Below are 21,833 nucleotides of genomic sequence, written 5' to 3'. Positions count from 1 at the left end.
ACGGCCGTGGCTCTCGCCTTCGCGCCCAAGCGTCATCGCCAGGCGGAATCTCAGTCGTCAAAACGCCAACTCGGCTGCATGTCGCTCTGGAGCGGAACGTCCGTCATGTAGTTGCGGAGCACTTCGATGGGAATCGAGTGCTCTCGCAGCACGCTGTCGTGAAAATCGCGATTGGTCATCTTGCCGCTCTCCACCAGGTCGCGGTGCAGGCTGCGAAGCTGAAGTCCCCCCAACATGTACGCGGCCTGGTAGAGCGGACTGTAGCCGCCCATGATCGATCGACGCACTTCCGCGGTGGCCGCGGAACGTTCGTGCCCAACCCGTTCGACCAGGTAGTCGATGCACTGCTCCGGTGTCATCGTTCCCAGGTGATAGCTGAGCGAAAAAATGATCCGCGCGCAGCGGTGTTTACGCCAAAACAACATTCCGACGCGGTCTTCAGCGCTTTGGGCAAAATCCAGATCCCACAACAGCATCTCCCAGTAGAGCGCCCAACCTTCGATCCAAAATGGGGTACTAAACACCGACCGGTAAGGTTTGTGGCGAGGCAGCATGTAGTGCTGCAGGTGATGGCCCGGAATCAATTCGTGATGAACCGTCGCACGAGCGAAATGTTCGTTGTTGCTTCGCATGCTCATCAGTTTTTCTTGATGAGTCATCTCATCGGTGGGGAAGGAAACGATGATGGTTGGACCGCCCAGGAAATAAGGATTCACACGTTGACGGTCGGGCGACATCATCGTCATCCGCCATCCGTTGGCCGCCAACGGCGGGACCGTCACCAAATCGTGCGTCTGCAAGAATCGGATCGCTTCCCAAGCCAAATCTCGAATTAGTTTGGGTTGATCACCCGGCGGAACGTGCTGCGACTTTGTGTGGTCCATCGCCGCCCGCCAATCGTCGCCAAATCCCAATTCACGCGATGCGATCTCCATTTGATTGTCGCACCACGCCATTTCACGCTTCGCCAGTTCAACCAATTCCTCGGGCGTGTGGGCGATCCATTCGTGGCGCAGTTCAAGCTCCAGGCCCTCGGCTCCGATTGGCAATCCGATGATCGTTTCTTGATCCGACTCGGGAACACCCACCAGTTTCTCGCGAATCGCGGCGCGATGCGTGTTCAAGGCTTTTTCCAGGCGGTCCATCGGTTGCTTGGCCCACCAGGTGTATTCCGGGTCATAGCCGGCGTAAAACCGATTCGCCTCGCTCGCACAGCGTTGAAGGTCGCCAATCAGCTGAGCAGCCCGCAAGCCGTCCAGCCGTTTCTTGGTCGCGGCGTCACTGCTATCGGACGGATCAAGTGTCTCAACGCCCGCAGACGCTTGCTCCGCGGCCGCGGCAACCCGATCCAGCACCTCAGCAGTCTGTGCTGCGTCGATCGGATTGACGTTCTCGCGATCCTGGCAAAACTGCAACAAGTCTCTCCAGTAGGGCAACAACTCAGCAGCTGCGTCATCCCGATCCCACTCCAGGCGATCGTTGGCCAATTGGTATTCCAACTCGGACCGCAACAGCAGGTAGTCAATCTGACCGATGCGATCGAGTGACTGAAAATCCACGTCGGCCAATTGGGTCAACCAGCCCTGGACCATTTGTTGCCGGTAGGTGCGAGCTTCCGTGTCCAGTGGTAGTCGAAAGCGACGATCCAGCGTCCGGACGTCGGCTTCATACTGAGTGATCCAGGTATCAATCTTCTGGCTGCGGGCATCCGACGAAAAGCACAGCGATAGCACCGAAAAGGCAACAAACAGAATGCTTGGGCGAACAATCATGAATCTCAATGAACCTGGCGTGTGAAGGATCCCGCGAACGAGCTGACGACAGTGTAATTGAATTCAGTATTTCATCACTCGAGACCTTTTCCGAAAACGCGCAGCCACGCTCTCCAGAGCGTGGATTTATCCCTCGTAGCTACGCTCGCCAGAGCGTGGATTTTTAATCTCGCAGCCACGCTCTCCAGAGCGTGGACTGTCTCTCTTGTAGCCACGCTCGCCAGAGGGTGGATTTTGCCGCACTGCCACCGTCTGGCGACGGTAGCTACATCGATTTCGTGATTGACGAGCATTCCGCGAAAAAGTGTTTCGCCCCAGCTAACGGCCCCCTCAAGCCCCCTTGCCCGAGCCAGAAATGAATCGGAAAAACTTCGTTCGTCGGTCGATTCTCCGGTTGGCCGTTCGACCAATGCCGTGAGCCGCGTGGCGCTAGCCGCGGATGTTCTCGCCTCAACCGGCGGCTCGCGCGCCTTGCCGCCGATCGCACTGCACATCACGGTATTTTTGATTGAAAGTGGCGCTGTTCAGGTTCGTCCGCGTGCCCGTTTCTGATCCTCTAGACTCTTAACTCTCGTCATCGCCCAGGAGATTCCGCAATGCATTTCCGTCACAAGATCACGCCTTTTCTCAGCTTCAATTCCCAGGCGGAAGAGGCCGCGAACTTTTACGTTTCGGTCCTGCCAAATTCGCGAATCGTCCAAACGGTGAAGAGCCCCAAATCCGACGCGGTGATCACCGTGGAGTTCGAATTGGCAGGGCTGACGTTCGTTGCCCTCAATACGGGTCAACCGTGGGAATTCACCGACGCTTTTTCGTTGGCGATCAGTTGCGAGACTCAAGATGAAATCGACACCTTGTGGGCCAGACTCACCGATGGCGGCGAACCAATCGCTTGCGGATGGCTCAAGGATCGGTTTGGCGTTCGCTGGCAGGTCGTCCCGGCAGCGATCGGCCAGATGATCGCCGATCCAGATCGCGACCGCGCCGGCCGTGTCTTTGACGCGATGGTGCAAATGACCAAACTGGACATCGCGAAACTTCAGGAAGCCTACGGCAAGTGAGAACGACCGATGAAATACATGTTACTGATCCACGCTGCGGAAAGCGGCTGGACGGATGATGAACGGACCGAATGCATGTTGGAGTCGATGGCGATCTGTGATGACCTGGCGGAGCGAGGCCAATGGATCGCGTCGTCTCCTTTGCATCCGGTCGCCACCGCAACGTGCGTGCGCGTCCGCGAAGGCGTCCGACAAGTCACCGACGGCCCTTTCGCCGAAACGACGGAGCAACTCGGTGGCTACTACCTGATCGACGTCGACGACATGGACCAGGCGATCGCCATCGCGAGCCGTCTGCCCCCGGCCGCCAAGGGAACCGTCGAGATTCGCCCTCTACTGCCGCTGCCCGATTCATTGTCGTTGCCGGAAGAGAAAACGGCCCTCGGGGCCGCGGCCGGCGAAGGTGATGACGATCGGACCAATTACCTTCTATTGATGTATGCCGAAGAAGGGGCCTGGCCACCGGATGAACACGCATCCGCCCTGGCGGAGTCGGTGGAGCTTTGCCATCAGTTGCACGCCCAGGGGCAATTCCTGTCCGCGGCGCCACTGCAGCCGCCGTCGACCGCCATTTGCGTTCGGCTCCGTCGCGGAAACCAGACGACCTTTGACGGACCCTTTCCAGAGACCAAGGAACAGCTTGGCGGATACTTCTTGATTCGCGTCGCGAACCTGGACGAAGCCATTCGGATTGCGGCCGCGATTCCCGGATCGCGACGAGGCACGGCAGAAATCAGACCACTATTTCCGCTACCGGAGCGCCGCTGATCCCCGCCTCGTCGGACCAGGCGATTGCAAGCTTTCGCGACCGAAGTTGTTCCCGACCCGAGGGCCCCGCGAGCGTCCCACGCTCGGTAGACTGGGATCTCGAGCGGTCTTGCTCCCATGCTCCCAACGACGTTCACTCTCTGTCGACTTGTTCGCCCGACCGCCGCCGCGCCGCCACGCTTCCTACCGCGAAGGTTCCCTCCATGAATCGCATCCTCGTCACCCTCGGCTGTTTCGTCTGGCTCCTCGGATCCATCTCCGCCACGGCGTTTGCCCAACCCGCCGATTCTCAGCCCAATCGCCCCAACGTGTTGATCATCTTCACCGATGACCAGGGCTACGCCGATCTCGGATGTTATGGGAACACAAAGAACAAAACGCCGCGACTGGATCAATTGGCAGAGCAGGGCACCCGCTTCACATCGTTCTACGCACAAACCGTCTGCGGTCCGTCTCGTTCGGCCCTGCTGACGGGTCGCTACCCGATCCGCAGCGGAGGCTGGGGTATGCCGGCATCGGAAGTCACGATCGGAGAGTTGATGCGAGACGCGGGATATCAAACCGCTTGCATCGGAAAATGGGATGTCTCCAACCGTCGCTCCATCGTGCCCCGAATGCCCAACGCGCAGGGATTTGACTACTACTTCGGTCCCCTGGGCGCCAATGATAGCGGTCGAGTGACTTTCCATGAGAACAATGAGAAAGCGGGGATGACCGACGACATGGGCAGTCTGACCAAGCTCTATACCGACAAAGCGATCGACTACCTGAAAGAAAAACGTGATCCCCAAGAACCGTTTCTTCTGTACCTCGCCCACACGATGATGCACACCATCATTGGTGCTTCCGATCGCTTTCGCGGAACATCCGAGGGAGGCTTGTACGGTGACGTGGTGGAAGAGTTCGATTACGAAACGGGACGACTGCTGGACGTGCTGGATGAGTTGGATCTACGCGACAACACGCTGGTGATCTACACGAGTGACAACGGACCGTGGAATCAGGAAAAGTACACGGACCGAAAGAAGGGACATCCAGAGGGTTCGATTTTCTGGGGCGAAGCCGGACCGCTGCGAAACGGCAAAGGCTCCTGCTACGAGGCAGGTTATCGCGTCCCGTGCATCGTCCGGTGGCCGGGAAAGGTGCCTGCCGGACGCGTCTCGGATGCAATCTTTGCAACCATCGATTTCCTTCCCACCTTCGCTGACTTGTGCGGTTTCGAGCCCCCGACCGACCGTCTGATCGACGGGATCGACCAAACCGACCTGTTGCTGGGGCGTCGCGAAACCGGGCGCGACAACTTCTACTTCCATGACGCGGGCATCCGCCAAGGAAAATGGAAATACCTCAAGCCGGATGCTCAATTCCGCGGCTACGCCGTCGAGGATAATCGGGAGAAGGTCGAAGAACTCTATGATCTGGATTTGGATTTGGGGGAACAGATCAACCTGGCAGCGAAGTACCCCGACAAAGTAGCCGAGCTGAACCGTCTGATGAAATCTGTCGAGACCGACGGCGCTGTGCCACCGCAGTTGGATCAATCGATCGGCATTCGCAAATAGGGTTTCCGCCACTCGTCAACCACTCACTTGCGGCGGTCAACGCCAGGCTTCCGCGCCATCGAAGTTATTGCACCTTTCGCGGTAGACATCATGCGAACTGATCGCCCGTTTAGCTCTTCAGCTATTCTCTTGGCCGTCTGTCTGTTTGGTTGGACAGCACGATTCGATTCCGTGTTGGCGACCGAACTCGCCGATGTGATGACCGACGCCGAAGACCAAGCCACCTTCCGATGGTTGCTTCAGCGTGCCGAGGCCGAACCGGAGTTTCACTTCCGGGGTGATCGGGTGGAGTGGGTCGGATTCGAGGGCCAAAGCAAGTACGACTGTGGATTGGTCCTGGACTCCGACGGCCACGTCACCCAGGCCTACTTCAACAAACAGGCCTTTGACAACAAAGAGCTGGCGAAGCTGGCCGGCTTCAAATACTTGCACTACATCAATTGCCAACACAACTTCGGAAGAGACAAGGGCGGACCGGGCGTTCCTCGGTCGGGAACCAACGTCCTCTCCGGAGCCGGCTGGAGCGCGTTCAAAGATCATCCGATTCGCTACATGCGTTTGGCCGGTTCGCCCTTCGACGGCGAGGGACTGAGCGCAGTGGCCGGCATCAAGGCGCTCCACACGCTGGATATTTTTCACACGGCCGTCACGGACGACGACCTCAGATCCCTGCGTGGCCATCCGAATCTGGAAGAAGTCATCGTGGGGCCCATGTGGGACGACAAGATCACCAACGAGACACTCGAGCACGTCTCTCACATCCCGAACCTGAAACGTTTCAAAGTTGTCGAAACCTACCTGTCGTATGACGGCGGCTTGGAACATCTGGCGAAACTCGGCGATCAGATCCAAAAGATCGACCTGGGCAACACGGTTGTGCCGCCCGAGGATTTACAGCGGCTACGACAAGAACTGCCCCACGCAAAGATCTCGCACGCACCGATCCCCGAAATCGGACAACTGATCATCGACAATTGGAAAGGCGCCGACCGGAAGCTCCGCAAGTGGGCACCCGCAGAGGTGATCGACCACTACGTGCGCGCAGCGAAAGAGCAGGCGCCATGACCGTGGCGTTGCTCGAGCCTGACGTGCACTAAGGCTCGTGCTCTAGCGTTCTCTCGGAGCCTTCGGGGCACACGATTCACGAGGCTGGGCAGGCGTTTGTTTGGGAAACCATCCGTCGACTCGTTTTGCCGCGAACGTGGTCACCGTCGCCGGACGATGAACGTGACGCACTTTCCACGTGGCGGCACTGCCACGGCGTCTGCCGAACTGGACGCGTTCGATCAAGGCATGCGGGTGTTTAGCCGAAACTGAAATTTAAACATTCTCCGTGGCTTTGTCTGACGATTCAGCGTTCCTGCCCGCAAGCCCGACAAACGCTTCCGCTTCAATTCTTCTTGCCATCCGTGATACCGCCGTCTTCATCCAGAACCGGTATATCCAATTGCCAAGTGGCGATTTGCCGACTGATGCCCCACCGCGCGACGCTTCAGAATCCGGCCTTAATGTTCTCGACCGAAAACGGCGCGAGCCATCTGCAATTCTTTTTGCGCGGCAAGAAACGCGATCGTCACGCCGATACGATTCAAACGCGTCGGCTGAGTCAATTCCTCGGCATTGCCGTTCAATTGCTCATCAAGGTGGATGTCGAAGCATTCCAGCCCGCCAATCAAACGCTTGCGAAATTCGGGCGACTCTTTGACCAGCTCGTCCGACATCAAAAACGGCGTCAACGCCTCCCAGCGTTGCGATGGATGCTCCAATTGCTTGACGCACCCGTTCGCCATAAATCTCGATAGCCAATTTCGCCTCCGCATTCCCATCGTGCATCGCCGGCAGGACATCCCGGGTGTCGTCGCTAATTCCCGACACTCCGAGCAAACCGCTTTGCCGGTTCAGCAGGTCGTCGACCTCATCGACCGAATGTCCATCGCGCATTGGTGGCTAACAGCAACTTGGCGCGGGCGATCACCTGAAATGATTCACACCGAGTTCCACTCGGGGCCTCCGCGACACAGAATTGATCTTTGCAGAACGATTTGCTGCTTGGCCAGCCAACGATGCCGCGGCGCCGAAATGTTAAAAAAATAACAATTTTAAGTCCTGCCCCCGCTTCCAACTGTTAGATTACTAACACGTTGGTCCTGACCTTGTTTTCCGCGAGGTGTGTGTTGCAAACTGACCTTTCCCGCCGCGAACGCGAAATTCTCGAGATCATCTACCGTCTCGGTGAATGCACTGCCAATGAGATTGTTGGTGCGCTGAACGATGACGTCGCCAACGCCACGGTACGCACCCAGCTACGGTCGCTCGAGTCGAAGGGAGCGGTCAACCACCGCCGCGTCGGGAAACGCTATGTGTATCGGCCCGCGGTCCCAAGAAAGAGTGCCGCGGCATCGGCCTTACGTCGCGTTCTCGACGTATTCTTCGCCGGTTCGGTCGAGGACGCTTTGGCGGCGCACTTGGCCGATCCAAAAACAGAGCTCACCGGAGACGAGATCAAGCGTCTCCGGAAGCTTCTCAATGCGCATTCACGGGGTGAGAAGAGATGACTCAGGAGCAATGCTGGGGGGCGGTGGACTGGTTGCTCGTCGATCCATTGGGACGAGTGATTGGGCTCAGCGTTCAGGTGGGATTGATCGTGCTGGTCTCCGCCGCGGTGGCCCGGGCGATGGCGCGTCGCAGTCCGAGCCGAACTCATTCGATCTGGTTGGCGGCAATTCTGGTCTGCTTGATCGGCTGCCCGTTAAGTCTAGTTCAAATCGGTCCGTTTTTTCGTGTCACCTTTGCTGAGCCTGTCACAGGCGAAGCGTCTCGCATGACCACCTCCGCTGTCGGATCAACGGAGAAACGCGATCCAGATGCCAGCGAGTTTGCAGGCACCGCCCGGTTGATGGAGAACCGATTTGCTGTTCGTCATTCTGATCAAATTGGTCCACTGCGAGCGGGTCCAATTCCAGCCAACCGGAAAACGGCGCAACCGAGTGTCGAAAGAATCCCTCGCCCCAATGACGATTCGGACGAGATTTCATTCCGCTCGGCAGGCATCGATGGATGGCTGATGATCTTTTATTTCGCGGGCGTTTTGTGGTTCGTCCAGCGGTTGGTGGTCGGGACGCTTCTGCTTCGCGGGATCGTGTCCCGGAGCCTAACGGCCGACGGTGACACGATCGCGATGGCGTCGGATTGTGCCAAGATTGTTGATCTCAAACAGATGCCAAACATTTTCCTCAGTCACGAGATCGCTTTCCCAATGGCATGTGGGCTCCTTCGACCCTTCGTCGTGTTGCCCACCGGTTTTACCACGTGGTCAGATCACGAGCGCCGTGCGACGTTGATGCATGAGTTGATTCACATTCGGCGTCACGACACTGTGATCCGCCACTTGTCCGCATTCAATCGGGTGATGTACTGGTTTCATCCCGCCAGTTGGTATCTCGATCGGCGCTTAACGGAATCGCGTGAATGGGCGACCGACCGGGAGTTGGTTGACCTGGCGTCCGTGTCGGGGTTGCCAGCAGAACGTTACGCGGCATGTCTGGTCTCTGTCGTCGCACGAGCGTCCGACTTTGCTCAACGCAGATCGCTCGCGACGACGTCGGCGATAGCGATGTCCGCGAGTGACGATTTGGAACAGCGACTTCGATTGGTTTTGGATGGAAAAGCGAACCGCTCGATATCTCACAAGCTTTGGATCAGGATTGCCGTTGGATTCGTCATTGCGTTTGCCGCGCTGTCGGCGGTGCCGTTCAGAATCACCCGAGCCCAAGTGCCACAAGACACGGATCAAAGCCCAGCCGACGCGGCCGCGTCTGTTCAGGAGCCCCGTCAAAGAGTTGGTCAAGGTGACAACCGCGGTCCGACTTCCGCCGCGCAGTCGTCGAACGGAACAGATCCTGCCGCTCCAATCGAGACGGCAATCAAACTGGATCCTGCCGATCCTGGCGACGAAGACTTGTGGATGAGAATCCAAAGGGCGGCACCGCGCGAGCCAGCTGAGCACGAGACTGCGATAGCGGTGATCGATCTATCGGGCACCGTTGTCGCACAGGATGGTCGGCCCATTGCCGACGCCATCGTTGTGCTTCGTGATTCCAGCACGCAGCGGATTAGTTGGGGGTTGATAAACAATCCCGTCGAATCTGACGAAGAACTCCACCTTCGCCAAGTCAGCGATGTGCTTGCCAGAACCATCAGTGACTCGCAGGGTCGGTTCGAATTCAAGGGCGTCACGGCACCCACCTACCGATCCACCGCGAAGGGCACCTGGAGCGGCGATGTGGTGGCCGCACATCCTGAAATCGGCGTCGGATTCGCAAAACTCGGACGCGAAAAAGGTAGACGCCGAAGATACGAAAATACCAGGGTTGAACTGACCGCGACGACATCGCTTTCGGGAACCTACGTCACACCCGCCGGTGAACCTATTCCAAATGCAACTGTCAGCCTTTTCCATCTGATCGCTCCCGCAGCGGATCCTTGGTCTGAGGAGAGCCTGGACCTGCAATGCAGTCAACTAACGTTGCGAACTCGAAGTGACCAGCAGGGCCAATTCACCTTCCACCATGTACCTCAGTCGATGTTTGCCTCCTTCTGGGTTTTGGACCCCGATTCCGCGGGAGCGGTAGGCAATGTGCCGACATCGGACGAGCTGACGCCTGCTGATGCGAACAGCGCCTTCTTTTTAAGGACGCCCCCAGCCTTCGACCGACCGATTCGCTTGGTTGCCGATCCCGGTGTGAAGATTTCCGGCCGCATCCGAGATTCGAACGGCAACGCCGTCGCCGACGCAATTGTCCACTTTGGCGGCTTGGTGAAACGCGCTCGCAGTGATCGGAATGGTCGCGTCGAGTACCTTGTTTCAACGAGAGACATCGCGGGATCCAATCCCGACAAATCAACCCGCAGCGACATCACGCTGGGTGTAAGGTTCGAGGATGGCAGCGGGTACCTGCCCAGCAGCCAGCGTCTGGATGTCGAATCATTGCTAGCGGGAAAGCCCTTCGATGTGATCGTCGAAAAGGGAGTCTCGATCAGTGGAACCGTCGTCGACCGCAACGGAGCATCCATTGAGGGAATCAGTGTGTTGGCATCGGCGCAGGGACTTGTGTTCTCGGATGAGTCGGATGAAAGTGGTCTATTCGATTTAACGCTCCCACCGGGCAAGCATGCCATTGTCTTCTGCAGCGAACAGGATGGGTGGGACCTTCCGACGGCAAGCGAGGCCCGCCGGCAGCTTGATGCTTCGGAAAGCATCGACGGCTCAATGCGATCCGTCGACGTATCCGACGGATCCCCGGTGACACTCGATCCGGTTGTGATCGCCAAGTCTCAGTCGATTCAGGTCATCGTCTCGCTGCCCGACGGCAGTCCCGCTCGGGACGCAAACGTGATTCTTCGGGATGAAGAAACTCGTCAGATGAGCTCCGGCCGGAATGACACAAGAGTGGTCGAGAAGGCCGATCCGGCCACAACCAATGCACTCGGTCGAGCCAGTTTGTTGCCGCGGGGCATCGTGAGCGATGGAGCGTGGGTGGACGTGTCATCGACCGGGGCCGACGACGTTCCCTACAAGGGATCGGCAAAGATCTCTGAATCAAGCAACGGAGTCCTATCGATGGTCCTCTCTCGAGCTCCCAGGCTCGAAGGTCGCGTGCTGCTGAACGGCAGACCCGTCGCCGGGGCCAAGGTTGCAATCGGCGAGTCTAGGCCGGCTGTAACTTCCAGCGGCGGACGTTCAGTGACTTCGTTTCGCGTCGCGAACAATCAGATCGTGACCACAGACGCGAAGGGCATTTACACGCTGCCGGTTTCAAATGACAAGCGTTATTCGGTACATGTCCAATCAATTCCGGGGGAGTCGAATTCGGTGGGAACTGGCTACAGTGCAACGCCGTCCGGAGGCGAGAAGGTCAGCGTTCGCGACTTCCAGTTCTATCGTGGTTCGGAGCAGATTGCCGGTCGAGTCGTCGATGCCGACGGTAACCCTGTCGCCGATGCGCGGGTGCATGTCCTTAGGCATTCCGATGCAAACCCCAACCTTTGGCTGGGACATCACGAAGCCAGCCAGTGGGCCACGGATTTGCAAGGCCGATTTGTTCTCCGACGAATGCCACCGGGAAAGTTTCGTATCATTGTCTCCGGCAAGCGCCCAGCGGACCGATCTCAGCGAGCACCTACAAATATGGTGACCGTCCCGACAGGCACGACGGATTTGACCGTACGGTTGGTCGGTGCGAATGTCGACCAACCGCTTCCAAGGCTGAAACCGATTCGTGTCAGAAAAACCAATTGATTTTTTCGCCTTTCCGCTTTTCTTTCCAACTGAATCGGGAGCCGGACGATGTCCATGTTGATGCTCGCCGCCTGCGTACTTCTCTCTGCCACGACGTCCGAGCTATCCGGCCGGGTTCTCGATTCGGACGGAAAACCGATTTCAAAAGCCATTGTCGTGGTCAGCACGGCGCGGCCGCGTCTCGGGCCCTTGACGACCTGTCCGTCGTGCTACCGAGACTGTGCGAAGCGGACGATGACCGATGAGAACGGTGATTTTCAAATCACCGGTCTTTCCGACAAGCTGCTGTTCACGCTGGCCGCTGGGGCACATGGCTACCAGGGTGCAGTGACCGAGTACTATGACCCCGGTGATGAGCCGGATGTCACCATCGAACTCAAGACGATTTCCAGTCTAAACCGAAACACGAACGTCCGCGGAAGCGTGGTCGACCTGACCGGACAACCCATCGCCGGGGCAGAAATACGCACGCGGATGATCCGCCGTGCCGGGGGACGAATCGGAGGTGCCGACGATTCGGTGACAACGTTGACTCTCACGGACGACTCGGGAGGATTCGAACTTTTGGTGGGAGATCACATCAGCGGATTCGACGTCCGTGCCGTTGCCAACGGTTTTTCCCCCGAAGACACCCAGTGGTTCAAACCGGATGACCAACCGCTCGTCATCCGACTCGGACAGGGGGCAAGTTTGAAAGGAAAGCTGGTGTTTGAAGGCCGACCTGTTTCGTCCGTCGAAGTCGGGTGTGTTCAGAAGAACCGGATGATCGGGAACGTCGTGACCCCGCGAGAGATCTTCACCGACGGGTCCGGAGTTTTCCACTTCCAAAACTTACCGCCCGATCGAGAGTACACCCTTTACACGCATACCGGGCAGAGTGCTCCGGCAGCGTTGCCGGTTAGCCTCGTTCGAGCGCCAGGGCACGGCGAGTGTGCCGAATTCGGGGATGTCTCGTTGGTGGAACCTTCAACCCTCACCCTCAGTTTCAAAACGGACGACGGATCGCCGCTTCCCAAGGACAGTTATGTGAGAATCGGTCGACCGGACGCGTGGCGAGGGTCAAAGGCAGTTCTTGCTCAACGGTCCAGTGTTGAAGTTCAACTCAATGATGTCCCTAACGAAAAGTTCGAAGTCAGCGTCCGCGTTCCGGGCTACTCCGTCTCCAGCGTGGTCCCGCCGTCCAATCTCGATCCGAATGCCCGCTACAGCATTTCGGTCAATGGCGACACACGAATGCGGTTCGTCGTGAAACGTGACAACGCCGCCGCGTCTGTGGTTCCGTCCAACCAGAGTCTCTGACGCGTTTGTCACTGGCGATGGGGATTCCGCCGACGCTTTTCACAGCCTACTTCGTTAGGTTCTGCCCAGCTGTCAGCACGCTGCAGCGGACTCGGTTCCGTCCGTGGCTGAATCTTCACCATCCGGCCGATCGCTGAAGCGTTCATTGGAAGATGCATGGTTCCGGGCCGGCTCTTTTGGCTCGGATCGATGTCACGTTCGCGATGACAATGCGGATACCCCGGCGATCAACACCAAACCAACAACGTCGCTTTGTTCGCGGCCAAGTCGATGCTTTTGACCTGCACCTTGGTGATGTTCATTCCGGTGCGGCCGCGAAGATCGTCCAGGAGGACTTGCCGAGTCGTCTCACCGAGTAGTTCGACCTTGTCGTACTCGATCGTGTACTTGCTCGCCTTGCCGTCACCGTTGCCATTCCCGTTCTTCTTCGGTTTGGCGGTCTCGGATGCCTCCGGCGGGACCCGCCCGACGATCCATTCTTTCAGCATCGCGGCGGAAAAGATCAGCGAGTTCACCAACACGATTTCCGCATAGCTTGTTTTCTTGTTCGAAAGCGAATTGATCACCGCGATGCCGATCAAGATGAACAGATACGTCATCTCCTTCGTCCCGATCGCATCGGTGCGATAGCGCAGCACGCCAAAGATGGCGAACAATCCGAGTGCCATCCCGATGTCGATCTCCAGTTTCTTCAGAGTGAAACAGATGAAGAACACCGTGACGTTCAGCATCACGGCGGTGAACGCGAAGTTGCGTTCCCGCTGATTCGGATAGATGACAAACGCGACGACCAGACTCAAAAAGACCAGGTCAATCCCAAACCGCACCAGCAGTTTGATGATGTAGTCGTCATACAAAGGGATTTCAAGAAATTCCATCGTGCGGTCCGTGCCGAAAGCCGCTCAGCCAGTTGTTGGTTTTCGATCGTCGCCTTTCACTCCGTGAAAGTTGCGTTCAATCCCGCTACGTTTGCGGAGCAGAAGGCGACATTGCAGGGCGCCCTGCCTGAAAACCAACAACCGGTTCGCTGGACAGCTCCACGTTGGGTGAGCCGCGTGGCGCTAGCCGCGGTTTTTCTCGACTCAACCGGTGGCTAGTGCCTTGCCGCTCATTGCACCGCAAATCACGGTGTTTTTGATTTAAAGTGACGCTGTCCAGTTAGGCTCTCGGATACATGGCTCAACTAAAGGTGAAAGAGACGAAAGGGTTACCAATGTTCGCTGCTCTACTCAACGACCCGCAGCAAGTACACACGTCGGGCGTCGGCGAACGCTTTTAGGTTCATCGCCCCGTGGCCGCCGCGATGTTCGGCTTGCGGTTTCGGCTGATCCCCGCTGGCTGTCGCCGCAACGAACGCTTCGTAGCTTCCCAGCTTTCGTGTTTCAGACTGGACTGCTTCATCGATTGTCTGAACGCATTGGGCGACGACGGGGCCAAGTTCGTCCCAATTCAGTGACTCTTCGGCAATTCGCTTGACGTTCCGCAGGTATTGCTCACGGTATTCGGGCACGGCCAGCACCTTGCTGCGAAGAGGCTTGCGCGGATCATCCAGACCGATCAACGGATCCAGTTCGACCGGAGACGCCATTTCAACATCGCTGCGGGACCGACGTGAGCGATCGCGAACTCCTCCGCGTCCCTCTCCCCCATCATCGCGGCCCCTGCCAAATGACGGCCGGGGTTCCCCCGGGGCCGGTCGGCCATTCCCCAGTCCGCCGGGCATACTCGGTCCGCCCGCCGTACCCGGTCCGCCCGGCATGCCCGGTCCGCCTGCGCCACGGAACGCTTCATTCATGTCGTGTGGAATGAAATGGAATTTGCCCTCCTTGTCCAGGTAGATGCTGTAGTCACTGGCGCGGATCCAATAGCCGTCAGAATTGATCAGGGCGTTGTCGAGTGCGAGAAACCACAACAATCCATCCACGTCGCAGATCGGTTCCAGCTGGGAAGGCAACTTTTCAGCCGGTGTCTCGTCAAGGACGCGACACAAATCGATCAATTTGGCCAGCGATTTCTTGCCACCGGACTTCTGCTCGTAGGGGTACTGGTAGCCGTCCGGATCTTCGCCACGGTAGTCCAAGCCGCCACCCCCGGCGGGTGAACCACTGACTTTCCAGCGGGCGCCCTTCGCGCTCGCATAGTTCTCCTTCAGGAAATCCTTGTTGAACTGTTGCACGTTCGTGTACACGCCCCAATTCTCTCCGTTGATCACCACACGCACAAAGTTGGCTTGAGGTGCGGGGATGTATTTGCGAGCGATGTGGGAATACAGCACCGTGCTGAGCATCGAATCATCGCCACTGCCGTTCAGCAAATTGAGAGTCCTGTATCCCATCAGTCGCTGGTCATCGTCGATCATGTCGACCGAAAGATTCAGCGAGCGTTTGTAGCCGGCCGGGACCATGCCGTAGGAAGACATGCCTCGAAAGCGAAGGCCGACGCCTTGGTACGTTTGACCGTCGACGGTCACGGTTGCCGGGACATCGACGTCCGTGCCGTGAAAACCCTCGAGTTCCGATTCCCAATCGTCATTTTCGAAGTCAATGAAGACGGTGCGAAAAACACCGAGGTCATACAGCCCGCCGGTTTGCGGTTGCACTGAGTCCTTCGCGACTTGGATGCCCACGCTTGCTTCCGGTCGGTCGCCCCTCGGTCCACCGGGGCCGGGACCGCGACGACCGAACCGGCCCGGCCCCCGGCCGCGACCGTCACGTTCCGCGTCTGGCGGCGGGCCGAAACCTGGGGGTGGCCCAAAACCTGGGGGTGGCCCGAAGTCGGGACCGCCGAATTCACCACCGCCCGGCGGAGGGCCGAACCCCGGACCGGGAAAGCCGCCACGTCCTCCGGGAGGGCCGGGCGGGCGTCCGCCTGGCCCTCCCGGAGGCCCATCGAATCCTCGACGTTCGGGCGGGTTCTGCTTCAACCACTCGCGGGCCTGTTCCCGTTCCGCCTGATCCAGCCAACCACTCTCGTCGGCATCAAACCGGTCCAGGATCTCGCGGTCCTTCCTACCCCCGCCGGGCGGCTGAGCGAATGTGAAGGTGGCCCAAACGAAGGAGAAAACGACAAGACAGCAGGTTCGACAGAGCATCGGCAAACTCATTTTCAATGCGACAAGACAGGTAGACCCAAGTCATTCGTTGCCGTGGGACGCCGGATCCGCCGCGAAATATTTGCCTTTTCTTCGACATCTTCATTCCGCTCCGAAATCAACCGATTTGCAGCGGCTGCGGCACAAGCAAGAAGGTCACGTTGGCTGGATTTGCCAACGGAGAGTTTATCGAAAAACAATAAAAAGAGTTGACACCAAGGCTTCGGAAGTGTTTATTGATAAACGATAAAACCGCGGAGCCGTCACGATGAACCGAAAACCGTTTTCGTTGAGTGTGCTGAAGTTACTTGTCAGCGTTTGGTGGTGGGGTCTGATCGTCTCGGGCATCGTCGCCGGCCTTTGGATCGCCGGCACGCCCGCAGACCAGCTGGAATGGGGATTGGTCGGATATGCCAGCGATATTGATACTTCTGCCCTTCAGGCAGAAGGCCGCGACGGCCAGTCAGTGAACGTCCAGTTTGATGGCCCCGCAAGAATCAAGCTCCTGTTCCCCAACAGCACAAACGTGGGGAACAGCCATTTCGGGCCCAAAGCAATGATCTTGTTTTTCCTCGGTCTCGCTTTCGCCGCGTGCATTTACTTCGTGAAGCAACTGAGAGACATTGTTCGCACCATCGACCAGAACGATCCGTTTGTGGCGGAAAACGCCCGTCGCATGAGAACGATTGGAGTCCTGATTCTCGTCTTCGCCTTCGTCAAAGGAATCGCCCAGCTGGCGATCTCTGGAATTGCCGATTCGATGGTCACGCCCACCGGTTTCAATTTGAATGGACGTCTTGAGTTTCCGGTGGGACTGATCGCGGTTGCCCTGGCAGTGATCGTGCTGTCAGAAGTCTTTCGCCACGGCTCAAGAATGCGCGAAGAACAATCGTTGACCATTTAGCAGTTCCAATGGCAATCAGAATCAAACTTTCCAACGTGATGGAACGGAAGGATGCGTCGCTGACGGAGTTGGCCGACGAAGTTGGGATCACCTTGGCAAACCTTTCGATCCTCAAGACGGGGAAAGCGAAGGCGATTCGATTCACAACACTAGATGCCATCTGCCGTGCCCTTGAATGTCAGCCTGGTGACATTCTGACATTCGAAGACGAATAGCGTCGTCTTCGTTTGCACCAACGCCCATCGAACCAAGAATGATCCTTGCCGCATTCTGCGGTCTGCCAACCGCACCAATCGCGTCACTTTGACGTGGGCTGGCCATCGTCGACCGCGGGCTGCGTTCGGGGCATCAAACGCAGCAACGCTTCCACTTGCCGGAGTGCTTTCTGCGTTTCCGGATCCGACAACATCCTGAGCGTTTCATTCGTCGATTCAATCGTTGCGGGCAGCGACACGACGGTCCGGATAAAATCTTCGACGACGTGCTTGGAATCCTGTATCTCGCGACCAACACCATCAACGAACGCTCGATCAAACTCAATGGTCGTAGTGCCTTCGCCCCGGGCGACGCCAACCCCGTCCACGCTGAACTCGTAGGAGCCTTGGACCTTCAAGCGAACGGTACCGGGTTCATCCCCGGTAGCGGCATGAGTCCAACACAGCAGAATCGAAACGAGACCGAGTCGAAGAACATTCATGGCGGATATTTCCAAAGAGGCCGATTCACGGATGACGTCCGGCCAGTATAGCCGACTTCCCACCGAGCTCGATCCAACGGTCGACGCCGCACATCGATCCAAAGCCAACGAAGAATGAGGACACGATGGCTTGGCGAGCGGTTGCTTTTCGATCGTCGCCTTTCACTCCGTGAAAGTTGCGTTCAATCCCGCTACCATTGCAGTGGCAACATTGCAAAACGACCAACTGGACCGCGATATTTTGTGTGAGCCGCGTCGCGTTAGCCGCGGGTTTTCTCACATCAACCGGCGGCCAGCGCCTTACCGCCTGCGATCCCTGGGATCCCAACGTCACTCCAATGTCAGGACGTACAACCGATGAGAGTGGTCTTTGCGATTCTGGCCGCCTGGCTGCCGTGGCTGGTGGAATCAGGCGACGCCGCTGAACCGCGTCCCCCAAACATCGTCTTCATCATGGCGGATGACCTGGGGTATGCGGACCTTGGCTGCTACGGCCAAAAGTTGATTCAGACTCCCAACATCGATCAACTTGCGACCGAAGGCATCCGGTTCACCCAGGCTTACGCCGGGGGACCGGTGTGCGCCGCGTCTCGCGCGGTTCTGATGACCGGACGGCACAACGGTCATGCTCCGGCCAGAGACAATGTCCCGCATTACCCGAGCTACCTTCAGGCCGAGGACGTGACGATGGCCGAAGTTCTCAAGCAGGCGGGTTACCGCTGTGGCGGAGTCGGCAAGTGGTCGCTCGGCGATGCCGGCACGGTGGGGCGCGCGACGAATCAAGGCTTTGATACCTGGTTCGGGTACCTCAATCAGGACCACGCACATCACTACTACGCCGAATACCTGGACGACGACGAAGGGCGTTTGGAACTTCCGGGCAACCGCAAGAACAGGACGAGCTACAGTCACGATCTGCTCACGCAACGGGCATTGGACTTCATACGCGAGGCCAAACGCGACGAACCATTTTTCCTCTACATGGCGTACACACTGCCCCACTTTTCATCCAGAAACGAAGATCAGCACGGACTTGCGGTCCCGTCAACGGCGCCGTATTCGAATCGCGACTGGGACCAGCCAGCGAAGAAGTACGCCGCGATGATCCACTTGCTAGATCGGGATGTCGGACGCGTGGTGGACTTGATCGACCAGAGCGGTTTGCGCGAGAAGACGCTGGTGATCTTCACCAGTGACAACGGCGGACATGCGAGCGTTTCTCAGCGATTCAACACAAACGGCCCGTTGCGAGGGTTCAAGCGTGACTTGACCGAGGGCGGCATCCGTGTTCCGTTCATCACTCGGTGGCCAGGGACGATTCCCGCCCAGCGGACGAGCGATGCGGTCATCGCGTTTCAGGACATGCTGCCAACGTTCGCCGAACTTGCGGGAGCGACACCGCCGCGAACCATTGACGGCAGATCGGTTGTCCACGAGCTGAAGGGACGCGAGCCCGCACAACGTCAGGGGTATCTCTACTGGGACTACGGGCACTGTCGCCGCCGCTATGACCAGGCCGTCCGGTGGAGAAACTGGAAGGGCATCAAACTCGGTGAAGACGGTGCGATTCAGTTGTACAACCTCAGTGATGACATCAGCGAAGAACACGATGTTGCAACCAAGCATCCGGACGTCGTCGAGCGCATCGCCCAAATCATGGAGTCCGCCCCGACACCCAGCAACCGGTACCCGATCGGCCAACTTTACCGCGGCAATCCCATCTGGAAACCGAGCCAGAATCCGGACCGGCCGGAACCTTGAAATCAGGTCGGGTCCGCCGTGGACCACACGCAAAGCGCAATCGCAAAAGACCGGAATGAACAGCCCAAGGCTCAATGCAATGCGACACCTACCGTTGTCGATAGGTTTTCTTGCCCTCTGTCTGATTGTGTGTCCCGCTGAAGCCGCCCAGCCCAACGTCTTGTTCATTGCCGTCGACGACCTGCGCGTCGAGTTGGGTTGTTATGGCCAATCGCACGTCCAGTCTCCCAACATCGATCGGCTGGCATCCCAGGGGACTTTGTTCGAACGGGCTTATTGTCAGCAAACGGTGTGCAATCCCTCGCGGGCTTCATTACTGACCGGGATGCGGCCCGATACGTTGCGGGCCTGGGATCTGCCGACGCACTTTCGACAGAACCGGCCCGACGCAGTCACGCTGCCACAATGCTTCAAAAAGCATGGCTACCACACACAATGCGTGGGCAAGATTTTTCATAACTGGCGGCAAGATGATTGGAAGGGCGACCCGGTTTCGTGGAGCGTCCCTTCCGTGCTGCACTACGGAACCCACGGCTCCGACAAGCCGGAAGTCGAAGGTGCGATGCCGCCTAATCTCGCATCGGGCAAAGACGGAATCGAATGTCGCGATGTGCCCGACAACGCGTACTTTGACGGTCGCGTTGCCGAAGCCGCCATCAACGCATTGGATGAGGTCAGCCGCAAGGGGAAGCCGTTTTTCCTGGCAGTCGGATTCTGGAAGCCACACACACCGTTCAATGCACCCAAAAAGTACTGGGACCTTTACGACCGGGCGACAATTCCAGTGCCGCAGCACGTCACCCCGCCGAATGACGTTCCTGACGTTGCGCTCACGAGCGCGCGTTATCAGGGCGGAGCAAACGCGGAGGTTCTCCGTGAAATGCACCACGGCCATCTGGCAGCGATCAGCTATCTCGATGCTCAGGTCGGAAAGGTGTTGGCGAAACTGGACGAATGGGGTTTGCGTGAGGAAACAATCATCGTCTTCTGGTCCGACCACGGGTTGCACCTCGGTGAGCACGGTCTGACGCGGAAGACCACCGTGTTTGAACTCGACGCCCGCGTGCCGCTGATCATTGCAACGCCGCAGCACCAACCGGGACAGCGCACCGGGGCACTGGTCGAATTGCTCGACCTCTACCCCACTCTGGCGGAACTGTGTGGACTGGATGCACCACAGGAACTGGAAGGAGTCTCGCTAAGCCCGCTACTCAGCAACCCGAAATCCCGGGTCAAGGAAGCCGCACTCACGCAGACTCCACGTCCAAATTATTTGCGTGGCAAATTGCCCGAGACCATGGGGTATTCCATGCGGACGAAACGATACCGCTACACGCAGTGGCAAGACTTTCAAACGGGACGGCTCCAAGCCCGTGAGCTCTACGACCATGACACTGACCCGCTGGAGATGACGAATCTTGCCGGTCGGGAGAAACATTCAGAACTCGTCGCCATGCTGGCCCGAAAACTTGATAGCGCATTAGGAAATCCGCCTGATCAAGTGGCGCGGCCCGGAGAGGGAGGCTATCTCCTGTCGGAGTTTCTGTATGACATTGATCAAAAACCGACGCCGCAGTGTCACGCTTCGACGATCGTCGAGACGCCGTCCGGGCTGGTAGCAGCATGGTTTGGCGGAACCAATGAACCTCACGTGGACAATTCGATCTGGCTGTCCCGGCACGTGGATGGCAAGTGGCTGAAGCCCGTCGAAATTGTCGATGGGTCCGAGGGGCGCCAGCAGGATCATCGGACCGGAAACCCGGTGCTGTTCCAGCCCAAGGACGGACCGCTGATGTTGTTCTATAAAGTCGTGCCGCGTGTCAACGGCCGGGCGAGTACGTGGTGGGGCATGCTGACGATCTCGTGGGACGATGGCAAAACGTGGTCGGCGCCGTGGAAGCTTGGTGAAGACAATGCGTTGGGCAGCCGGCCGCATCTCATCGGCCCGGTAAAGAATAAACCGATCCAGCTTGCCGACGGTGCGATCCTCTGTCCCAGTAGCAGTGAGCACGACGGGTGGCGCGTGCACTTTGAAGTCACACGCGATTTCGGCCGGACATGGAAAGTCATCGGGCCGATGAACGACGAATCAGCGTTCAACGCGATCCAGCCGAGCATCCTGACCTATCCCGACGGCCGGATGCAGATACTATGCCGCAGCAAAGATGGTGTGATCGCAGAGAGTTGGTCATCGGATGGCGGCCGGTCGTGGAGCCCCATGGCGGCAACGGAATTGCCCAATCCGAACGCGGGGACGGACGCCGTGACGCTGAACGACGGACGGCAGTTGCTGGTCTACAACCACACGGTTCGCAGCGGCCAGTTCCCGGCGGGCCGCAACATGTTGAATGTGGCGACATCACGGGATGGAAAGAATTGGAAACCGTTGCTGACCCTGGAAAGGGATCGTGGCGAGTTCTCATATCCCGCCGTGATTCAGACGTCCGACGGCAAAGTTCACATCACCTACACATGGAATCGACAAACCATCAAACACGTGGTGTTGAATCCGGAGAAGGTTGCATCAGCAACGCCAACAGAATGAGTGCGAGCGCCAAACAAATCACAGCGAGCTGGACAGTGCAACTTTGGTTGAGCCGCGTGGCACTAGCCGCGGGTA

17 protein-coding genes are annotated in these 21,833 nt (G+C 58.0%); 11 read left to right on the top strand and 6 right to left on the bottom strand.

All coding sequences use genetic code 11. From position 1 onward, the window contains the following. Window positions 1-50: 50 nt before the first annotated feature. Window positions 51-1,772 carry a DUF885 family protein gene (locus FYK55_RS01470; protein WP_150074222.1) on the bottom strand — a complete coding sequence of 574 codons (1,722 nt, stop codon included), beginning with the start codon at window positions 1,770-1,772 and terminating at the stop codon, window positions 51-53. A gap of 596 nt (window positions 1,773-2,368) precedes the next feature. On the opposite strand from FYK55_RS01470, the gene FYK55_RS01465 reads away from it, so the two are divergent. The 4 genes from FYK55_RS01465 to FYK55_RS01450 all read left to right on the top strand — a co-directional run bounded on the left by FYK55_RS01465 (window position 2,369) and on the right by FYK55_RS01450 (window position 6,228). After that, window positions 2,369-2,833, top strand: a complete 465-nt coding sequence (locus FYK55_RS01465) for a VOC family protein (protein WP_150074221.1) — start codon at window positions 2,369-2,371, stop codon at window positions 2,831-2,833. 18 nt (window positions 2,834-2,851) lie between these two features. After that, entirely contained in the window at window positions 2,852-3,601 is a 750-nt protein-coding gene (locus FYK55_RS01460) for a YciI family protein (RefSeq protein WP_235908336.1), read from the top strand. Window positions 3,602-3,804: 203 nt separating this feature from the next. Next, window positions 3,805-5,163 (top strand): sulfatase-like hydrolase/transferase, encoded by a 1,359-nt coding sequence (locus FYK55_RS01455; protein WP_150074219.1) that lies wholly within the window; start codon window positions 3,805-3,807, stop codon window positions 5,161-5,163. A gap of 171 nt (window positions 5,164-5,334) precedes the next feature. Further along, window positions 5,335-6,228, top strand: a complete 894-nt coding sequence (locus FYK55_RS01450; protein ID WP_235908335.1) for a hypothetical protein — start codon at window positions 5,335-5,337, stop codon at window positions 6,226-6,228. A 573-nt stretch (window positions 6,229-6,801) separates the two neighbouring features. On the opposite strand, the gene FYK55_RS30065 is transcribed toward FYK55_RS01450, so the two are convergent. Next, window positions 6,802-7,104 carry a hypothetical protein gene (locus tag FYK55_RS30065; protein WP_150074217.1) on the bottom strand — a complete coding sequence of 101 codons (303 nt, stop codon included), beginning with the start codon at window positions 7,102-7,104 and terminating at the stop codon, window positions 6,802-6,804. 233 nt (window positions 7,105-7,337) lie between these two features. Between FYK55_RS30065 and FYK55_RS01440 the strand changes: the two genes are divergently transcribed. Next, the gene (locus FYK55_RS01440) at window positions 7,338-7,718 is read left to right on the top strand and encodes a BlaI/MecI/CopY family transcriptional regulator (RefSeq protein WP_161604243.1); all 381 of its coding nucleotides are present in this window, start codon (window positions 7,338-7,340) and stop codon (window positions 7,716-7,718) included. A gap of 246 nt (window positions 7,719-7,964) precedes the next feature. Here FYK55_RS01440 and FYK55_RS29555 read toward each other — a convergent pair whose 3' ends face one another. Further along, window positions 7,965-8,198: a hypothetical protein gene (locus tag FYK55_RS29555; RefSeq protein ID WP_235908333.1), complete on the bottom strand. Its 234-nt coding sequence runs from the start codon at window positions 8,196-8,198 to the stop codon at window positions 7,965-7,967. Between FYK55_RS29555 and FYK55_RS01435 the strand changes: the two genes are divergently transcribed. After that, complete coding sequence (locus FYK55_RS01435; RefSeq protein ID WP_261344941.1) at window positions 8,096-11,461, top strand: carboxypeptidase regulatory-like domain-containing protein; 3,366 nt, start codon at window positions 8,096-8,098, stop codon at window positions 11,459-11,461. The two genes, FYK55_RS29555 and FYK55_RS01435, sit on opposite strands and share 103 nt — an antisense overlap. Before the next feature lie 48 nt (window positions 11,462-11,509). Then, window positions 11,510-12,760: an MSCRAMM family protein gene (locus tag FYK55_RS01430; protein WP_150074214.1), complete on the top strand. Its 1,251-nt coding sequence runs from the start codon at window positions 11,510-11,512 to the stop codon at window positions 12,758-12,760. A 227-nt stretch (window positions 12,761-12,987) separates the two neighbouring features. Here the strand turns inward: FYK55_RS01430 and FYK55_RS01425 are convergent, their stop codons facing one another. Further along, window positions 12,988-13,638, bottom strand: coding sequence for a DUF4956 domain-containing protein (locus tag FYK55_RS01425; RefSeq protein ID WP_150074213.1), 651 nt, complete (start codon window positions 13,636-13,638; stop codon window positions 12,988-12,990). Between the two features lie 347 nt (window positions 13,639-13,985). After that, a complete protein-coding gene (locus FYK55_RS01420; RefSeq protein ID WP_315854033.1) occupies window positions 13,986-15,386 on the bottom strand; it encodes a CotH kinase family protein in 1,401 nt (466 codons plus the stop codon). Between the two features lie 733 nt (window positions 15,387-16,119). Between FYK55_RS01420 and FYK55_RS01415 the strand changes: the two genes are divergently transcribed. Beyond that, on the top strand, window positions 16,120-16,755 hold the full coding sequence (locus tag FYK55_RS01415) for a DUF2975 domain-containing protein (RefSeq protein ID WP_150074211.1): 636 nt from the start codon (window positions 16,120-16,122) through the stop codon (window positions 16,753-16,755). A gap of 8 nt (window positions 16,756-16,763) precedes the next feature. Continuing rightward, window positions 16,764-16,970, top strand: coding sequence for a helix-turn-helix domain-containing protein (locus tag FYK55_RS01410; protein ID WP_150074210.1), 207 nt, complete (start codon window positions 16,764-16,766; stop codon window positions 16,968-16,970). 83 nt (window positions 16,971-17,053) lie between these two features. On the opposite strand, the gene FYK55_RS01405 is transcribed toward FYK55_RS01410, so the two are convergent. Next, window positions 17,054-17,452: a hypothetical protein gene (locus FYK55_RS01405; protein ID WP_150074209.1), complete on the bottom strand. Its 399-nt coding sequence runs from the start codon at window positions 17,450-17,452 to the stop codon at window positions 17,054-17,056. A 357-nt stretch (window positions 17,453-17,809) separates the two neighbouring features. Here FYK55_RS01405 and FYK55_RS01400 point away from each other — a divergent pair, with 357 nt between their 5' ends. Both FYK55_RS01400 and FYK55_RS29550 read left to right on the top strand, forming a co-directional pair. After that, window positions 17,810-19,213, top strand: a complete 1,404-nt coding sequence (locus FYK55_RS01400) for a sulfatase-like hydrolase/transferase (RefSeq protein ID WP_150074208.1) — start codon at window positions 17,810-17,812, stop codon at window positions 19,211-19,213. Between the two features lie 79 nt (window positions 19,214-19,292). After that, the gene (locus FYK55_RS29550) at window positions 19,293-21,758 is read left to right on the top strand and encodes an exo-alpha-sialidase (protein ID WP_235908331.1); all 2,466 of its coding nucleotides are present in this window, start codon (window positions 19,293-19,295) and stop codon (window positions 21,756-21,758) included. Window positions 21,759-21,833: the final 75 nt, after the last annotated feature.

Origin of the sequence: Roseiconus nitratireducens, from assembly GCF_008629675.1 — a bacterium.
GTDB classification, from domain to species: domain Bacteria; phylum Planctomycetota; class Planctomycetia; order Pirellulales; family Pirellulaceae; genus Stieleria; species Stieleria nitratireducens.
The sequence above is the reverse complement of the archived record's forward strand: the minus strand, read 5'-3'. Positions and strand labels throughout refer to the sequence as shown.